The 15,399-nt window shown below is 58.2% G+C and carries 12 protein-coding genes; 7 read left to right on the top strand and 5 right to left on the bottom strand.

Annotated elements, in window-relative coordinates:
- Nucleotides 1-115 precede the first annotated feature (115 nt).
- From RSQ48_RS04905 to efp, 6 genes are all read left to right on the top strand, one after another.
- Nucleotides 116-517 carry a hypothetical protein gene (locus tag RSQ48_RS04905; RefSeq protein ID WP_131071393.1) on the top strand — a complete coding sequence of 134 codons (402 nt, stop codon included), beginning with the start codon at nt 116-118 and terminating at the stop codon, nt 515-517.
- A gap of 11 nt (nt 518-528) precedes the next feature.
- Nucleotides 529-804, top strand: a complete 276-nt coding sequence (locus RSQ48_RS04900) for a GNAT family N-acetyltransferase (RefSeq protein ID WP_059318773.1) — start codon at nt 529-531, stop codon at nt 802-804.
- 139 nt (nt 805-943) lie between these two features.
- The gene (gene acnB / locus RSQ48_RS04895) at nt 944-3,529 is read left to right on the top strand and encodes a bifunctional aconitate hydratase 2/2-methylisocitrate dehydratase (RefSeq protein WP_003802555.1); all 2,586 of its coding nucleotides are present in this window, start codon (nt 944-946) and stop codon (nt 3,527-3,529) included.
- A gap of 156 nt (nt 3,530-3,685) precedes the next feature.
- Complete coding sequence (locus tag RSQ48_RS04890) at nt 3,686-4,897, top strand: DUF2863 family protein (protein ID WP_230406266.1); 1,212 nt, start codon at nt 3,686-3,688, stop codon at nt 4,895-4,897.
- 1 nt (nt 4,898) lies between these two features.
- Nucleotides 4,899-6,038, top strand: a complete 1,140-nt coding sequence (gene earP, locus RSQ48_RS04885; protein ID WP_240209052.1) for an elongation factor P maturation arginine rhamnosyltransferase EarP — start codon at nt 4,899-4,901, stop codon at nt 6,036-6,038.
- Between the two features lie 72 nt (nt 6,039-6,110).
- Nucleotides 6,111-6,668 (top strand): elongation factor P, encoded by a 558-nt coding sequence (gene efp, locus RSQ48_RS04880; protein WP_003802564.1) that lies wholly within the window; start codon nt 6,111-6,113, stop codon nt 6,666-6,668.
- Nucleotides 6,669-6,820: 152 nt separating this feature from the next.
- Here efp and RSQ48_RS04875 read toward each other — a convergent pair whose 3' ends face one another.
- Together RSQ48_RS04875 and RSQ48_RS04870 are read right to left on the bottom strand one after the other, a co-directional pair.
- Nucleotides 6,821-7,969 (bottom strand): iron-containing alcohol dehydrogenase, encoded by a 1,149-nt coding sequence (locus tag RSQ48_RS04875; protein WP_003802565.1) that lies wholly within the window; start codon nt 7,967-7,969, stop codon nt 6,821-6,823.
- A gap of 134 nt (nt 7,970-8,103) precedes the next feature.
- Nucleotides 8,104-9,630, bottom strand: coding sequence for an aldehyde dehydrogenase family protein (locus RSQ48_RS04870; protein ID WP_059318770.1), 1,527 nt, complete (start codon nt 9,628-9,630; stop codon nt 8,104-8,106).
- 243 nt (nt 9,631-9,873) lie between these two features.
- Here RSQ48_RS04870 and RSQ48_RS04865 point away from each other — a divergent pair, with 243 nt between their 5' ends.
- The gene (locus tag RSQ48_RS04865) at nt 9,874-11,757 is read left to right on the top strand and encodes a sigma-54-dependent Fis family transcriptional regulator (protein ID WP_240209051.1); all 1,884 of its coding nucleotides are present in this window, start codon (nt 9,874-9,876) and stop codon (nt 11,755-11,757) included.
- Here RSQ48_RS04865 and RSQ48_RS04860 read toward each other — a convergent pair.
- From RSQ48_RS04860 to RSQ48_RS04850, 3 genes are all read right to left on the bottom strand, one after another.
- Nucleotides 11,708-12,172 (bottom strand): DUF1178 family protein, encoded by a 465-nt coding sequence (locus tag RSQ48_RS04860; protein WP_039943557.1) that lies wholly within the window; start codon nt 12,170-12,172, stop codon nt 11,708-11,710. The genes RSQ48_RS04865 and RSQ48_RS04860 overlap by 50 nt on opposite strands.
- Nucleotides 12,173-12,258: 86 nt before the next feature.
- Nucleotides 12,259-13,944, bottom strand: a complete 1,686-nt coding sequence (locus RSQ48_RS04855) for an ABC transporter ATP-binding protein (protein ID WP_240209050.1) — start codon at nt 13,942-13,944, stop codon at nt 12,259-12,261.
- Nucleotides 13,941-15,395: an ABC transporter permease gene (locus tag RSQ48_RS04850; protein WP_240209049.1), complete on the bottom strand. Its 1,455-nt coding sequence runs from the start codon at nt 15,393-15,395 to the stop codon at nt 13,941-13,943. Before RSQ48_RS04850 ends, RSQ48_RS04855 begins: the two co-directional genes overlap by 4 nt.
- Between the last annotated feature and the right edge of the window lie 4 nt (nt 15,396-15,399).

The raw sequence follows: 15,399 nt of genomic DNA, 5'->3' as shown, positions 1-15,399 counted from the left end.
ATGGCGCCAGGGGCGCCTCCATATAGTGACGGAGATGCTCCGGCCCTCTGGCCGGGGTTCTTCACTCTCGGCCCCGCTGCATCACGCAGGCGGGGCCGTCTTGCTGGTAACTTCAATGCTCTCTGATTTTGTACGCTATGCCTTGCCACTGGCCGGCACCCTGATGATTGCCTGTGCCCTGACCAGCCTGGTTTCCGGCGCTTATTTGCTTCTTTTCAATCTGCGTCGCAGCCATCAGGTGTTGCGTCACCCTTATCTGGATCAGTACCCCTGGGAAAAGCTGACGCTGCCCCTCAAAGCCGGTGTGCTGCTGGATTATTTTTTGCGCCTGAATTTCCCCAAACGCCAAGGCTCGCTGTTTGGCAATGCCAATCGCCTGCTCCAGCACGTACAACCCGACGATGTTCCCATGGGCATCAAATGGCCCCTGATGGGACTGTGGGGCGGCTGCTTTCTGGGCATGATCTGCATGCTGGCCGTTTGGGTTCTGATCGCCCTGCACTCCAACCCTACCTGAGGGAGCCTGCCATGACGGCCACCATCCATCACGACCCACAAGCACGTCTGTTTTACTGCGACATTGAAAACCGCCGCAGCGTCATCGAATACGAACTGGCCGATGCAGTCATGAGCATCACCCACACGCGTGTGCCACCCGAGCTGGAAGGCCGTGGCATTGCCGGGCAACTGACTCGCTTTGCACTGGAAACGGCAAAAAACCAACAGTGGAAAGTGCGGCCCGTATGCAGTTACGCGGTGGTCTATATGCGCCGTCACCCCGAATACGCCGATCTGCTGGCCTGAACCCCAGAACGTTCAGCTTTCAGTAAGTCTTATATAAGATATAAGACCATTGCTTCACTGCGCGCTTCAAATTACAATTGAGGCGAGACGCGATTTATTGCATTTTCATATCAACCATTTACCGATAGGCACCCGCACTATGCTGGACTCTTACCGCGAACATGTTGCCGAGCGCGCTGCTCTGGGCATTCCCCCGCTGCCTTTGTCGGCTCAGCAGACCGCCGAGCTGATCGAGCTCATCAAGAACCCACCTGCCGGTGAGGAAGCATTTCTGGTCGACCTGCTGACGCACCGCGTCCCCGCCGGTGTGGACGATGCGGCCAAAGTGAAGGCCTCCTACCTGGCCGCCATCGCGCTGGGCACAGAAACCTGTGCTTTGATCAGCCGCGAGCGCGCTACAGAGCTGCTGGGAACCATGCTGGGTGGCTACAACATCAGCCCGCTGATCGAATTGCTGGACAGCCCCGAGCTGGGCCAGATTGCCGCCAACGGCCTGAAAAACACCCTGTTGATGTTCGACTCGTTCCATGACGTCCAGGAAAAAGCCGAGAAAGGCAATGTATTTGCCAAGGAAGTGCTGCAAAGCTGGGCTGACGGCGAATGGTTCACCAGCCGCCCTGAAGTTCCCGAAAGCCTGACCGTTACCGTTTTCAAGGTCACTGGCGAGACCAACACGGACGATCTGTCGCCCGCCCCTGACGCCTGGAGCCGCCCGGACATTCCGCTGCACGCGCTGGCCATGCTGAAAAATCCGCGCCCCGGTATCGAACCCGAAGAGCCCGGCAAGAAAGGTCCTGTCAGCTTCATCGAATCCCTGAAAGAAAAAGGCCATCTGGTTGCCTACGTGGGTGACGTGGTGGGTACCGGTTCTTCGCGCAAGTCGGCCACCAACTCCGTGCTGTGGTTCACCGGCCAAGACATCCCCTTCGTTCCCAACAAGCGTTTCGGTGGCGTGTGCCTGGGCAGCAAAATTGCCCCCATCTTCTACAACACCATGGAAGATGCCGGCGCGTTGCCAATCGAACTGGACGTGTCCAAAATGGAAATGGGCGACGTTATCGAACTGCGCCCCTACGAAGGCAAGGCCTTCAAGAACGGCGAGCTAATCGCTGAGTTCCAGGTCAAGTCCGACGTGCTGTTTGACGAAGTGCGCGCCGGCGGCCGTATCCCACTGATTATCGGCCGTGGCCTGACCACCCGTGCTCGCGAAGCACTGGGCCTGCCTCCGACCACCCTGTTCCGCCTGCCACAAAGCCCTGCCGATTCCGGTAAAGGCTTCTCCCTGGCCCAGAAGATGGTTGGCCGTGCTTGCGGTCTGCCCGAAGGCCAAGGCGTGCGTCCCGGTACGTACTGCGAACCACGCATGACCACCGTTGGTAGCCAGGACACCACTGGCCCAATGACGCGCGACGAACTCAAAGACCTGGCTTGCCTGGGCTTCTCGTCCGATCTGGTGATGCAGTCCTTCTGCCACACCGCCGCTTACCCCAAACCTGTTGACGTCAAGACTCACCACGAGCTGCCTGCTTTCATCAGCACACGCGGCGGTGTTTCCCTGCGCCCAGGCGACGGTATCATCCACTCCTGGCTGAACCGCATGTTGTTGCCCGATACCGTCGGTACCGGTGGCGACTCGCACACCCGTTTCCCGATTGGCATCAGCTTCCCGGCCGGTTCCGGTTTGGTGGCCTTTGCTGCTGCTACCGGTGTGATGCCTCTGGACATGCCAGAATCCGTTCTGGTGCGCTTTAAGGGCGAAATGCAGCCCGGCGTCACGCTGCGTGATCTGGTTAACGCCATTCCTCTGTACGCCATCAAGCAAGGTTTGCTGACCGTGGAAAAAGCCGGCAAGAAGAACATCTTCTCCGGCCGCATCCTGGAAATCGAAGGCCTGCCCAACCTGAAGATCGAACAGGCTTTCGAGCTGTCCGACGCTTCGGCTGAGCGTTCTGCCGCCGCATGTACCGTGCGTCTGAACAAGGAACCCATCATCGAATACCTGAACAGCAACATCACGCTGCTCAAGTGGATGATTGCCAATGGCTACGAAGACGAGCGCACCATCTCGCGTCGCATCAAGGCCATGGAAGCCTGGTTGGCCAATCCAGAACTGCTCGAACCCGATGCAGACGCAGAATACGCCGCCGTCATCGATATCGACCTGGCTGAAATCCACGAGCCTATCGTGGCCTGCCCGAACGACCCTGACGATGTGAAAACCCTGTCCGACGTGTCCGGCACCGTGATCGACGAAGTGTTTATCGGTAGCTGCATGACCAACATCGGCCACTTCCGTGCCGCCTCCAAGCTGCTGGAAGGCAAGCGCGACATTCCAACCCGTCTGTGGGTCGCTCCTCCGACCAAGATGGACCAGCAACAGCTGACCGAAGAAGGCCACTACGGCGTTCTGGGTGTAGCCGGTGCGCGTATGGAAATGCCAGGCTGCTCGCTGTGCATGGGTAACCAGGCTCAGGTTCGTGAGGGCGCCACCGTCATGTCCACCAGCACCCGTAACTTCCCCAACCGTCTGGGCAAGAACACCAACGTGTTCCTGGGTTCGGCTGAGTTGGCGGCGATCTGCTCGCGTCTGGGTCGCATCCCCACCCGCGAAGAGTATCTGGCCGATATGGGTGTGCTGCAAGCCAATAGCAAGGACATCTATCGCTACATGAACTTCGACCAGATCGAAGAGTTCAAGGAAATTGCCGACTCCGTAGGTCTGTAAGTCCTGGCTTTTGCCTGAAAACGCCCTCGCCGCCCATGCGGTGAGGGCGTTTTTGTTTGTCCTTTTGATCCGGCCCCCTAGGGGCTTCCCTCATTCGCACACCCCAGTCGTGGCAAAGGGTAAACTAGCCTGTCCCTCTATCGGCTTTGTATGTCCATGTCGCAACTCAACTCCAAACTGCTCGCCCAACAACCCAAAGAAATCCAGCGTCTGCTCACTTACACGGACGCGCTGGTCCGTTCCGGCTCGCAGATCGAAGACCGCTACTGGCAAGGGCTGACCGCTCAATTGCTGGACAAGCTCTATAGCGGACGACGCAATACGGCCGTGGAACAAACGCTGGAACTGCTGGGCAGCCAGCAGCAACACCAGCATTACGAAATTCTGATGGAACTGGCCGAATCCCACGCGGAATGCCAGCAAATCGAACATGAGGGCGTGCGCTACGATGCGCTGCTGTTCTCGGCCCCCCTCACTGCCTGGACGCGTTATCAGTTGCCCCAGGGCGTGCTCAAGCCCCAGCAGCACAAGGAGCTGGAAGATGCCCTGCGCGCAACCGTTCTGGCTGAAGGCACGCTGTGTGCACTGCTGCCCAATCTGGTCAACTACGACGAGATGCCCCAGACGTACCAGCAGGCTTACACCTGGACTCGCAGCCTGACCGCGCAAGCCTTGGGTCGCAGTCAGGAACTGCCGCCGCTGAACAAGCCCGAAGAAGCCAGCAGCCTGCTCGCAGATGCCCGCTTTCTGATTGGCGTTGTCATGGCCCCGGTCGGCCAGCCCCTGTTTCGTTGGCAACAAGCCAGCGACAATCTGCACGCGGACCATCTGCGTTATGTCGAGCAATGGGTGGAGCGTTACTCGGCTATCGTCACTCCTTTGTTTACAGGCTGCCAGCTGCAGTTTCTGGCCCCTAATGCCTACTACGTCAATAATCGCGAATCCGATCGGGAAATTCGCCCCTTGGCGCTCAAAGCGGGGGTGACCTGGCTGCAAACCGCAGTCAAGCTCTCTCCCGATCATTTACGCGCGGTGATCGTGGCCTGCGGGGATGAACAGGTCGAAGAATACCGGGTAGGCTTTAGCACCCTTTCCTCGCCCACCGTCATTTATGGTTGTATCTGGCCTGTTCTAAGCCAGGAAGAGGCGGATTCCTCGTTCCACAACGAGGACCACATCGATATTCCGGATGTGATTGCAGCGCTGCTGAGCACCTTGGGCCTGGTCCAGATCCAGCGTTTGCCCGGCCTGCACTCCACCGAGACCTGCGACGATTGCAACGCCCCCTTCTTCCCGGATATCAATGGCGAGATGCAACACCCGGAACTGCCGGACGAAATCGACCTGGACCCCGTACAGCTGCACTAAATTGAACACTGCTCCTGTTTCTCAGCCTGTATCCATAGACCTGTTTTGCCGTGTTATCGACAATCTGGGGGATATAGGCGTGTGCTGGCGGCTGGCCCGTCAGCTGGCTGCCAGCCCCGATGTCGCTCAGCTGCGCCTGTGGGTGGATGATCTGCACAGCTTCAGCCGCATTCAGTCCGAAATCCAAAGCGGTCTGCAAAGCCAGCAGCTGCAAGGTGTAGATATAGAACACTGGTACGATGCGCGCCAGGACTACCCTGCGCCACATCCCTTTGTGATCGAAGCCTTTGCCTGCGAGCCGCCCGACGCCATGACAAGGCAACTGACGGCAGACAGCCATCTATGGATCAATCTGGATTACCTGAGCGCAGAACCCTGGGTGCAAGGCTGTCACGGTCTGCCCTCCCCGCAAGCAAACGGGGCCAACAAGTATTTCTTTTTCCCCGGATTTGTCCCGCAAACAGGGGGCCTGCTGCGTGAAAGCGATCTGCTGGCCCGCCGCGATGCCTTTCAACAAGACGATGCCGCCTACCAGGCCATGCTGAACCGTCTGGGCGTGGCGCAGGAACACATTCAAGCCTTGCTCCAGGGCGAGATGCAGCAAATGTTCCTGTTCTGCTATCCCGATGCACCCGTGCTGGCCCTGCCCGAGGTGCTATCCACGCGACAGCAGAAAACCTTGCTGCTGGTGCCCGAGTCGGTTGCCCAACGCATCCCGGATCTGGAGCAAGGCAACTTGCTGGTACAGCGTATCCCTGCTGTGAACCAGGCCGACTTTGATGCCTTGCTCTGGCGCAGTGCACTGAATATCGTACGCGGCGAGGACTCGCTGGTGCGCGCCATCTGGGCCGGTCAGCCCATGCTGTGGCAGCCCTACGTGCAGGAAGAACAGGCCCATCTGGACAAGCTTCAAGCCTGGCTGGATACCGGCAATCTACCCGAACCGGTTCAAGCCCTGCATCTGGCCTGGAGCAGCGCAGATCAGTCCGGTGCTGCCGCTGCCTTGAGCCGCTGTCTGGAACCTGAGATGTTGCGTCTATGGCACCAAGAAGCCCGCGCATATAGTGCAAAACTGGCTGAACAAGCCGATTTGGCCAGCAGTTTGCTGAGTTTTTACACCCAAGTCGCCCGAAAACGCTAAAATAACCGATTACCTCTTAAAAGCTCCCTGACACTGCGTTTGGCGGAGCCTGTCCCATTCGGAGTTTTTTTAATGAAAACCGCACAAGAACTGCGCGTTGGTAACGTCGCTATGGTCAATGGCGACCCTCTGGTCGTTCAGAAAACGGAATACAACAAATCCGGTCGCAACTCCGCCGTTGTCAAACTGAAGTTCAAGAACTTGCTGACCGGCTCGAACAGCGAAGCCGTGCACAAAGCCGACGAAAAATTTGAAGTTGTTCAGCTGGAAAAGCGCGAATGCACGTACTCCTACTTCGCTGACCCCATGTACGTCTTCATGGACGAAGAGTACAACCAGTACGAAATCGAAGCCGAAAGCATGGGCGACGCCCTGGACTACCTGGAAGAAAACATGTCCGTTGAGGCCGTTTTCTACGAAGGCCGTGCCATCTCGGTTGAGCTGCCCACCATCATCGTGCGCGAAATCACCTACACCGAACCTGCCGTGAAAGGCGATACCTCCGGTAAAGTGCTGAAACCCGCCAAGATCAACACAGGCACCGAAATCAGCGTGCCTTTGTTCTGCAACATCGGTGACAAGATCGAAATCGACACCCGCACTGGCGAATACCGCAGCCGCGTGATGTAAGAAAGTCGTCGTGCCGCCCAGTGCGGTACGCGCAAAAAAAGGGGCTGTTTTTACAGCCCCTTTTTCCTGTCTGTCACCATGGGTGCTCGAGACGATTTGGCGTCCGATCCATAGCAGAAGCAGCACTCTGGCCACTCCTGCACGACCCGCTCTTATCGCTTCCCAAACGCCTCCTCAAAAATTCCCATAATGGTCTTCTTGTCCGTCTGAATCGGGTTAGTCGCACCACACACATCCTTGAGCGCGTTATCTGCCAGAACCGGGAAATCTTCCCGCTTCACACCCAGCTCTTCCAACGACTTCGGAATCCCCACCATATCCGCCAGTTTTTTAATCGCGGCGATGACATCCAGCCCTTTCAGATCTGCATTGTTATCCGACAGCAGCTTGCCGATTTCATTGAGGCGCTCTCCGGCCACCTGCATATTGAAAGCCTGCACATGCGGCAACAACAGGGCATTACAGACACCATGCGGCAGGTCGTAGAAACCGCCTAGCTGGTGCGCCATGGCATGCACATAGCCCAGTGAGGCGTTATTGAATGCCATCCCTGCCAGGAACTGCGCGTACGCCATTTGTTCGCGGGCTTTCTTGTTATGGGGTTCACGCACGGCAACAGGTAGATACTTGGCAACCAGCTCGACCACCTTCACCGCGCAGGCGTCCGTAATCGGGGTGGCGATGGTGGAGACATAGGCTTCGACGGCGTGGGTCAAGGCATCCATGCCGGTGGCAGCGGTCAGCGATGCCGGCATGCCCTCCATCAGGTCTGAGTCGTTCACTGACAGGAAGGGAGTGATGTGGCGGTCGATGATCGCCATTTTTACGTGACGGGTTTCGTCGGTGATGATGGTAAAGCGTGTCATTTCCGACGCCGTGCCGGCGGTCGTATTGATAGCCAGCAGTGGTAGTTGCGGCTTGGCAGATTTATCGACGCCTTCGTAGTCGGCAATCTTGCCGCCATTGCTGGCGACCAGCGCCACACCTTTAGCACAGTCGTGCGAAGAACCGCCCCCCAGGGAGACGATCAGGTCAGCGCCCTGCACCTTCAAGGCCTCCAGGCCCGCATTGACATTAGCGACCGTAGGATTGGGCTGTACCTGATCAAAGATCGCAGTATGGATACCTTGTGCAATCAGCTTGTCCGCCACCATCTTGGCCATGCCTAGCTTGGCCAGATCGGCGTCAGTGATAATCAGCGCCTTTTTAAAGCCCATCTTCCCGACAATCGGCATGGCTTGATCCAGGGCACCAGGACCCAGAATATTGTGCGAGGGGATAAAGAATTCCGAAACGGTCATTGTGCGTATTCCTTATGGATGATCGAAGAAATCCCTTGCCGCTTTCAGTGCAGACACATCAAAAGCGCGCAAGAAGGGCATCCCCCCATATTGCATGGGGGGAGGTTTGGACACACTACGAATAGATCAATAAATCAGAAGAAACCCAGGGCGTTCGGACTGTAGCTGACCAGCAGGCACTTGGTTTGCTGGTAGTTGTTGAGGGCCATCTTGTGCGTTTCTCGACCAATGCCGGATTGTTTGTAGCCACCAAAAGCCGCATGGGCCGGATACAGGTGATAGCAGTTGGTCCACACGCGACCTGCCTCAATGCCACGGCCTACACGATAGGCACGTGAGCCGTCGCGGCTCCAGACGCCCGCTCCCAGACCAAACTCGGTGTCATTGGCAATGGCGATGGCTTCTTCCTCGTCCTTGAAGGTGGTCACAGCGGCCACCGGTCCGAAGATTTCTTCCTGGAAGGTACGCATGCTGTTTTTGCCCAGCAGCATGGTGGGGCTGATATAAAAACCGTCGTCCAGGCCCTGACCCAAACGATTGCGTTCCCCGCCGATCAGGCGTTGCGCGCCCTCTTCGCGGCCCAGATCAATGTAACCGAGGATGCGCTCCATTTGCTTCTCCGACACCTGGGCGCCGACCATCGTTCCAGCATGCAACGGATTGCCTGCCTGAATGCGTTTGACGCGTTCTACAGCGCGCTCAATGAATCGCTCATAAATGGATTCCTGAATCAGAATACGCGATGGGCAGGTGCAAATCTCGCCCTGGTTCAAGGCAAACATGCTCAGGCCTTCCAGAGCCTTATCCAGGAAAGCATCATCGCTTTGCATCACATCTTCAAAGAAGATGTTGGGGCTCTTGCCGCCAAGCTCGACCGTAGCGGGAATCAGGCGATCGGCAGCAGCGTGCAGGATTTCTCGGCCAACGGGTGTGGAGCCGGTGAAGGCGATTTTGGCGATGCGCTTGGAGTTGGCCAAGGCATGGCCTGCTTCTTTACCGTAGCCGGTGACCACGTTGAGCACGCCGGCAGGCAGAAGGTCACCGATGATTTCCATCAGCAACAAGATGGAAGCAGGTGTTTGCTCGGCAGGCTTGAGCACGATGGGACAACCAGCCGCCAAGGCGGGCGCCAACTTCCAGGCCGCCATCAGCAAGGGGAAGTTCCAGGGGATGATCTGCCCGACCACACCGATTGGCTCGTGGAAGTGATAGGCGACCGTGGTGCTGTCCACGTCCGAGATGCTGCCTTCCTGGGCACGCAGGCAACCGGCAAAGTAACGGAAGTGATCGACGGCCAGGGGCAAGTCAGCAGCGCGGGTTTCACGAATGGGTTTGCCATTGTCGATGGTTTCTGCCACCGCCAGACGCTCCAGGTTTTGCTCGATACGGTCGGCAATGCGCAGCAGAACGGCAGAGCGCTCGGCAGGCGCCGTATTCGCCCACTGATGGCGCACCTTGTGAGCGGCATCCAGCGCCAGTTCGATGTCCGCCGCACCGGAACGGGCCACCTGGCAAAAGACCTGCCCGGTCACGGGCGAGACATTATCGAAATATTCGCCCTCGACAGGCGGTACCCAACGGCCACCGATGTAGTTGTCATAGCGGGATTTGAACGGGAATTCCAGATCCAGGCCCATGGATTTGAGATCGGACAGATTCATGATGTCTCCTTTATTAGTTAGTGTGGTGTCACCGAAGGCGCACCGTAGAAAAAGGCAAGGTTCTCCTTTGTCTTGTTTTTACTAAAGCAAATAGCGTGCCAAGCTAATTAGCGATTGTCCCGACTCGCTCCTGGGCCTGCCCCCCTCCATAATGGAACGACCTCCAGTCGCAGACTGCGACACCGACTGTCGCAAAACGCGAACACTGTCGCAGACTGCAACACCCCCCCTCGGAGCACCTTCATGACTTTTCGACACACGTTTTGCCCGCAGACCAACGAAACCATGTGGCGACAGTCCTGGGAGCGCTGTCAGACCATGCAGTCCGAGTTAAGCGCAGAACCGCGGGACATGAGCCAAGGCGCATTGCGACAGTTGCTGGAACAGCAGCATCACCTGTTGCATCACTCTGCCGCCGCCGTACAGGATCTGGCCGCACTGGTACGCACACACCGCAGTCTGGTCTTGCTGTGTGATGCGCAAGGCACCGTGCTGCAGCAAGCCGGTGACCCGAACTTCCTGCGACGGGCCGAACAGGTTGCCTTGCGGGCTGGAGTCAGCTGGGCAGAAAATCATCGGGGCACCAATGCCATTGGCACCGCTTTGTTTTGCGCACAACCCATCAAGATTCACGGCAGCCAGCACTATCTGCCTGACAACCGGATTTTGAGTTGCCATGCGGCGCCGATCTACGATCCTTACGGGCAGATTATCGGCGTGCTCGATATTTCCGGGCCGGCGGAGCTGGAGCATCACTATGCGCTGGATCTGGCCCAGCTCTACGCCCGCCAGATCAACCGGCAGATGCTGGAGTCACTTTGCTCACCTGCCCGTCGTCTGCTACATCTGCATACCGACCCCGGACTGCTCAATAGCGCGTTTAGCGGACGGCTGGTTCTGGAGGACGACATTATTGTGGCCGCTGATGAGCTTGCCGCCCGTATGTTGCGTCAGCACTGGCAGGAACTGCCGGGGCAGGATCTGCAGTCCGTGCTGGAACGAGCGAAAAACACCAGCGAGGCGCTCACCCTGCATCTGAGCTCTACCACCAAACCCGCTCCGCCAGCCCGCCCCGTCCCCACTCAGGCTGAAACAGCGGAAACCCAGCCCCTGTCCCCGCAACAGGAGCAGGCGTTGGCGCCTGCCTTGCGAGCCATGCAAATGGGTTTGTCCATCCTGCTGAGCGGCCCCAGCGGTTCCGGTAAAGAGCGGATGGCTCGTGAGCTGCACCGTCGCCATCCCTCACGCGGCGGCCCTTTTGTGGCGATCAACTGTGCTGCCCTGCCCGAAACCCTGATTGAGGCCGAACTATTTGGCTATGAGGCCGGGGCGTTTACCGGTGCCCGCCGTCAAGGCTACGCCGGTAAACTGCGTCAGGCGCATGGCGGGGTGCTGTTTCTGGATGAAATTGGCGATATGCCTGTGGGTTTGCAAAGTCGTTTGCTACGTGTGTTGCAAGAACGTGAAGTGCAAGCCTTGGGATCGGAGCGTACTCACCGTTTGGACTTCCAGTTGATCAGTGCCAGTCACCAACCCCTGGAAAAACTGGTGCGCGAGGGACGTTTTCGCGCGGACCTGTATTTCCGGCTGCAGGATTACATTTGCACCGTCCCCAGCCTGAAAGAGCGTCCCGACCTGGGCGACTACATTTCCAGGGAGCTGGTCGCCCTGTCACACGGTCAAGTGGCACCGCAACTGCACCCCGATGCCTTGAAAAAGCTGCAGGACTACGATTGGCCGGGCAATTATCGCCAGTTGCGATCGGTGCTGCTGCAAATCATGGTGCAAGACTATCCGGGGCGTGTCTGGCGGATACAAGACCTGCCTGCTTTGCCGTGCCTGAATGCGGAATCGCCCGCCCCCCAGGAACCGGCATTTGCCGTAACAGCCGACCACAGCAGAAGCAGAGCCACTGCCCAGTCTGCGGCTCCCACACCAAAAACGCTACGAGAGCAGGAGTACGCCGCCGTTCAGCAGGCCTTAAAACAGCATCAGGGAAATATATCGAAGGCGGCACGCGCCTTGGGTCTGCATCGCAGCACCCTGCACCGCCGTTTGAAAACGATGTCCTCCTTCTTTACTGCAGACGATCATCGTCCAGAAAGTCCGGAATCGGCATGGCAATAATGCCATCATCAGCCAAGTCCTGGTATTCCTGCACCGTGGCCTGACCGCGTATGGCACGCGGCTCGATATCGCCCTCATGCATGCGGCGCGCCTCCCGCGCAAACTGGGTGCCCACATTGTCCGACTTGCGGATTACCGAGCGCAATTCCTGCAAGATCTGGCCCTGAATCGCCCGCATTTGCTCTTCAGTGGGCATGGCCGACGGCAAGGGTGCGGGAACCGGCGCACTGGCGCTTTCCTGGGCCCCGACATTGATACGAGGAGCCGACAGCTTACGTTTGACCTCGTGGCTGTCACAGACGGGACAGCACAGCAGGCCACGACCGAGCTGCTCATCGTAACTTTCGCGTGAGCTAAACCAACCCTCGAACACATGGCCGTGTTCGCACTCAAGATCAAAAACCTTCAAACTCATGATGTGTGTATCAATGGGCGGACAGACCGCCATATTGTGACATAGAAGTGCAGACTGATTGATACCGATCCCGCACAGAATATCGCTTAACGGGGAACAGCGGCCAATAAGCGCTGAGTCAACGCTTGCTGGGGATGGAACAACACCTGCTGCGCGCTGCCCTGTTCCACAATATGTCCTTTGGCCATGATAGCGATGCGGTCGGCCAAATACTCCACGACCCCGAAATTATGGGTGATGAACAAGTACGCCAGGCCCAGCTCCAGCTGCAACTCTCGCATCAAGTCCAGAATCTGCGCCTGCACAGACACATCCAGGGCCGAGGTCGGTTCATCGCAAATCAGAACTGCGGGCTCCACCGCCAAGGCCCGCGCAATCGCGATGCGCTGGCGTTGGCCGCCGGAAAACTCATGCGCGTAACGCTCCAGGGCATTCTTGGGCAGACCTACCTGATCCACTAACGTTTCAATGCGTTGACGACGCGCCTTGGCGTCCAGGTCGGGACGCAAAGCAGTCAGGCCCTCCAAAAGAATATCGCCCACCATCATGCGTGGGTCCAGAGAGCCATAGGGGTCCTGAAAGATAATCTGCAAGCGCGAGCGCAACTGTCGCAACGCCTTGCCTTTCACTCGCAGGACGTCTTGCTCCTGCAGATAGACTTGACCACTGATCTGGGCCTGCCGATCCAGCAAACGCATCAAGGTACGCGCCACAGTGCTCTTGCCGCAGCCCGATTCGCCCACCAGAGCCAGCGTCTCACCCTTGTGCAGTTGCAGGCTCAGGCCCTTGACCACAGGAATGGAAGGCGAGCGTCGCCACCAGGAACCGGCTTGTTTGTACGACACAGACAGGTCCTGAATGTCCAGGACCCGCTCTTTGTCACCTTTATGGGTAGCGACGGCTTCAATCGGCGCCGCCGCACGAGACAAGGGCCGACCACGCTTTTCAAATGTGGGGATGGCGCCCAGCAACTCTCGGGCGTAAGGGTGAGTCGGGCGCAGAAAGAACTGGCTGGCCAGGCCTGACTCCACAATTTGCCCATGCCGCATCAAGGCCACATAATCGGCATACTGTTTCACCAGCAGCAAGTCGTGGGTGATCAGCAAGATGGCCAGTCCCATCTCTTTCTGTATATCCGCCAGCAGCTGCAAAATCTGCGCCTGAACCGTCACATCCAATGCAGTGGTCGGCTCATCGGCCACCAGCAAATCGGGTTCTGCCGCCAGGGCAATCGCAATCATGATGCGCTGTTTTTGCCCGCCGGAGAACTGGAACGGAAAGTCGTCGTAACGCTGGGCTGCAGCGGGGATGCCGACGCGCTCCAGCCACTTGACGGCACTTGCCCGCTCCTGCCCGGCGGGCACCACTGCATGACGTCGGATGACTTCGCTGATCTGACGGCCAATGGACATGACCGGATTCAAACTGGTGGATGGCTCTTGAAAGATCACGCTGACGCGCTTGCCACGTACATCCTGCATGCGTTGCTCGGGCAAAAGCGGCAGCTCCAGTCCGTCCAGCGCAATTTGCCCGGACTGCATCCAGGCCGCTTCTGGCAAAAGACGCAGAATCGCCATGGCAGTCATGCTCTTGCCGCAGCCCGACTCGCCCACCAAGGCAAAGGTTTCGCCCCGCTGAACGGCCAACGACAAATTGCGCACCACACTTTGCACACCGGCATCGGACTGCACGCGCAGCTCCAGATCTTCAATCCTGAGTACGGCAGGAGCGTCAGAAGGCTTCCCGGTCGCGAGGTTTTCATTCTGACTCATGCCTTGGCTCCCCCTGCTGGGCGCACCCGCAACGTCTTGAAACGACGGGTCCGAGGGTCAAAAGCCGTTTGCACCGCATCGGCAAAAATATTCGCGGACAGAACCAGCCCCAGCATCATCACAAAGGCCCCAGCCAGACCCCACCAGATAATCGGGTCGCGGGACAACTCGCTACGGGCAGCATCAATCATGCGGCCAAAGGACGGCATGCTGGGGTCCACGCCAATACCCAGATAGGACAGCACGGCCTCATACAGCACCAGACCGGAGAACTCCAGAATCAAGGTAATGAGCACAATATGCATGACGTTGGGCAAGAGGTGGCGGAACATGATGCGAAAGTGACCGACACCGAACGCCTGGGCCGCCTGAACATAATCCAGCTCACGCAGTTTCAACACCTCGGCACGCAGCAAGCGGCAAAGACCGGCCCAGCCTGTCAGCCCCAGAATCAGACAGAGCATGAACAAACGCAAATCCGCGCGGGCCGCCACGGTGTCAAAGCTCTCGGGATGGGTGTCGATATAGACCTGCATCATCAGCACGCAGGCGGCAATCAACAGCACCCCCGGTATGGACGTCAAGGTGGTGTAAATATATTGAATGACATCGTCCACCCAGCCCCGGAAGTAACCGGCCGCCAAGCCCAGAATAATGGCCGGCGGCAACATGGCAAAGGTGGTCAGGGTACCAATCACCAATGCAGTGCGCACACTTTTCAGGGCTTGCCAGATAATGTCATTACCCGTGCGGTCCGTGCCCAGCACATAATAGTTTGTGCTCAGACTCCAGACCAGACAAAGCACGATGACCAGCAGACAGGCACTGAACCAGATCAACCGCCAGTTAACCAGACCCTGACCCTGCCACCAGTAACGCCAGGCAGCGCCCCAACCCGTCGCCATGGACTGCCTGCGCCCCCATACGGTCAACAAAACGGCCAGCAGCACACAGCCCAGCGCCCCCCACGCCAAACCTGTTGCCCCCAGCTGCAGCATATCGCGCCGGTGCTCGGCGGGCGTGTCCACCCCCACTCCAGCATTGACCAGCCGCGGAAAATCCCGCACGGGTTTGCCGTCAATCAGCATGCTCTCCTTGGTCAGCTGGAAGCGAGCCAAAGGAGCGGAATAGGTTTTCTCCACCTTTGCCAAACCGGCTGTGTTAAGGATATCGTCCAGCGCCGAGCGCGCGACAGGCGCGTAGCTAGGTGCACTGACTTCCTGTCCGGGGGCGGCAGGCAACAGTGGCCGATAGTGAATCGAGTCCAGCAAACCCACCAGCAGGAAAAAAACGAGGAAAACCGCGGCACACATGGCCGAGGGCGTACGGGCCACACTGGCCCAGGCCGACCGCAAAGCCGGGCGTTTGAACACTCGCCAGGTATAGACTGCCATCGCCAGGAACAGCGCCAGCACAAAGGTATCGGTCCAGAGAAAGACGAACTGTGGCATGGCG

Origin of the sequence: Alcaligenes sp. SJTW-7 (assembly GCF_047716895.1) — a bacterium.
Taxonomy (GTDB): Bacteria; Pseudomonadota; Gammaproteobacteria; order Burkholderiales; family Burkholderiaceae_B; genus Alcaligenes; species Alcaligenes ammonioxydans.
The sequence above is the reverse complement of the archived record's forward strand: the minus strand, read 5'-3'. Positions and strand labels throughout refer to the sequence as shown.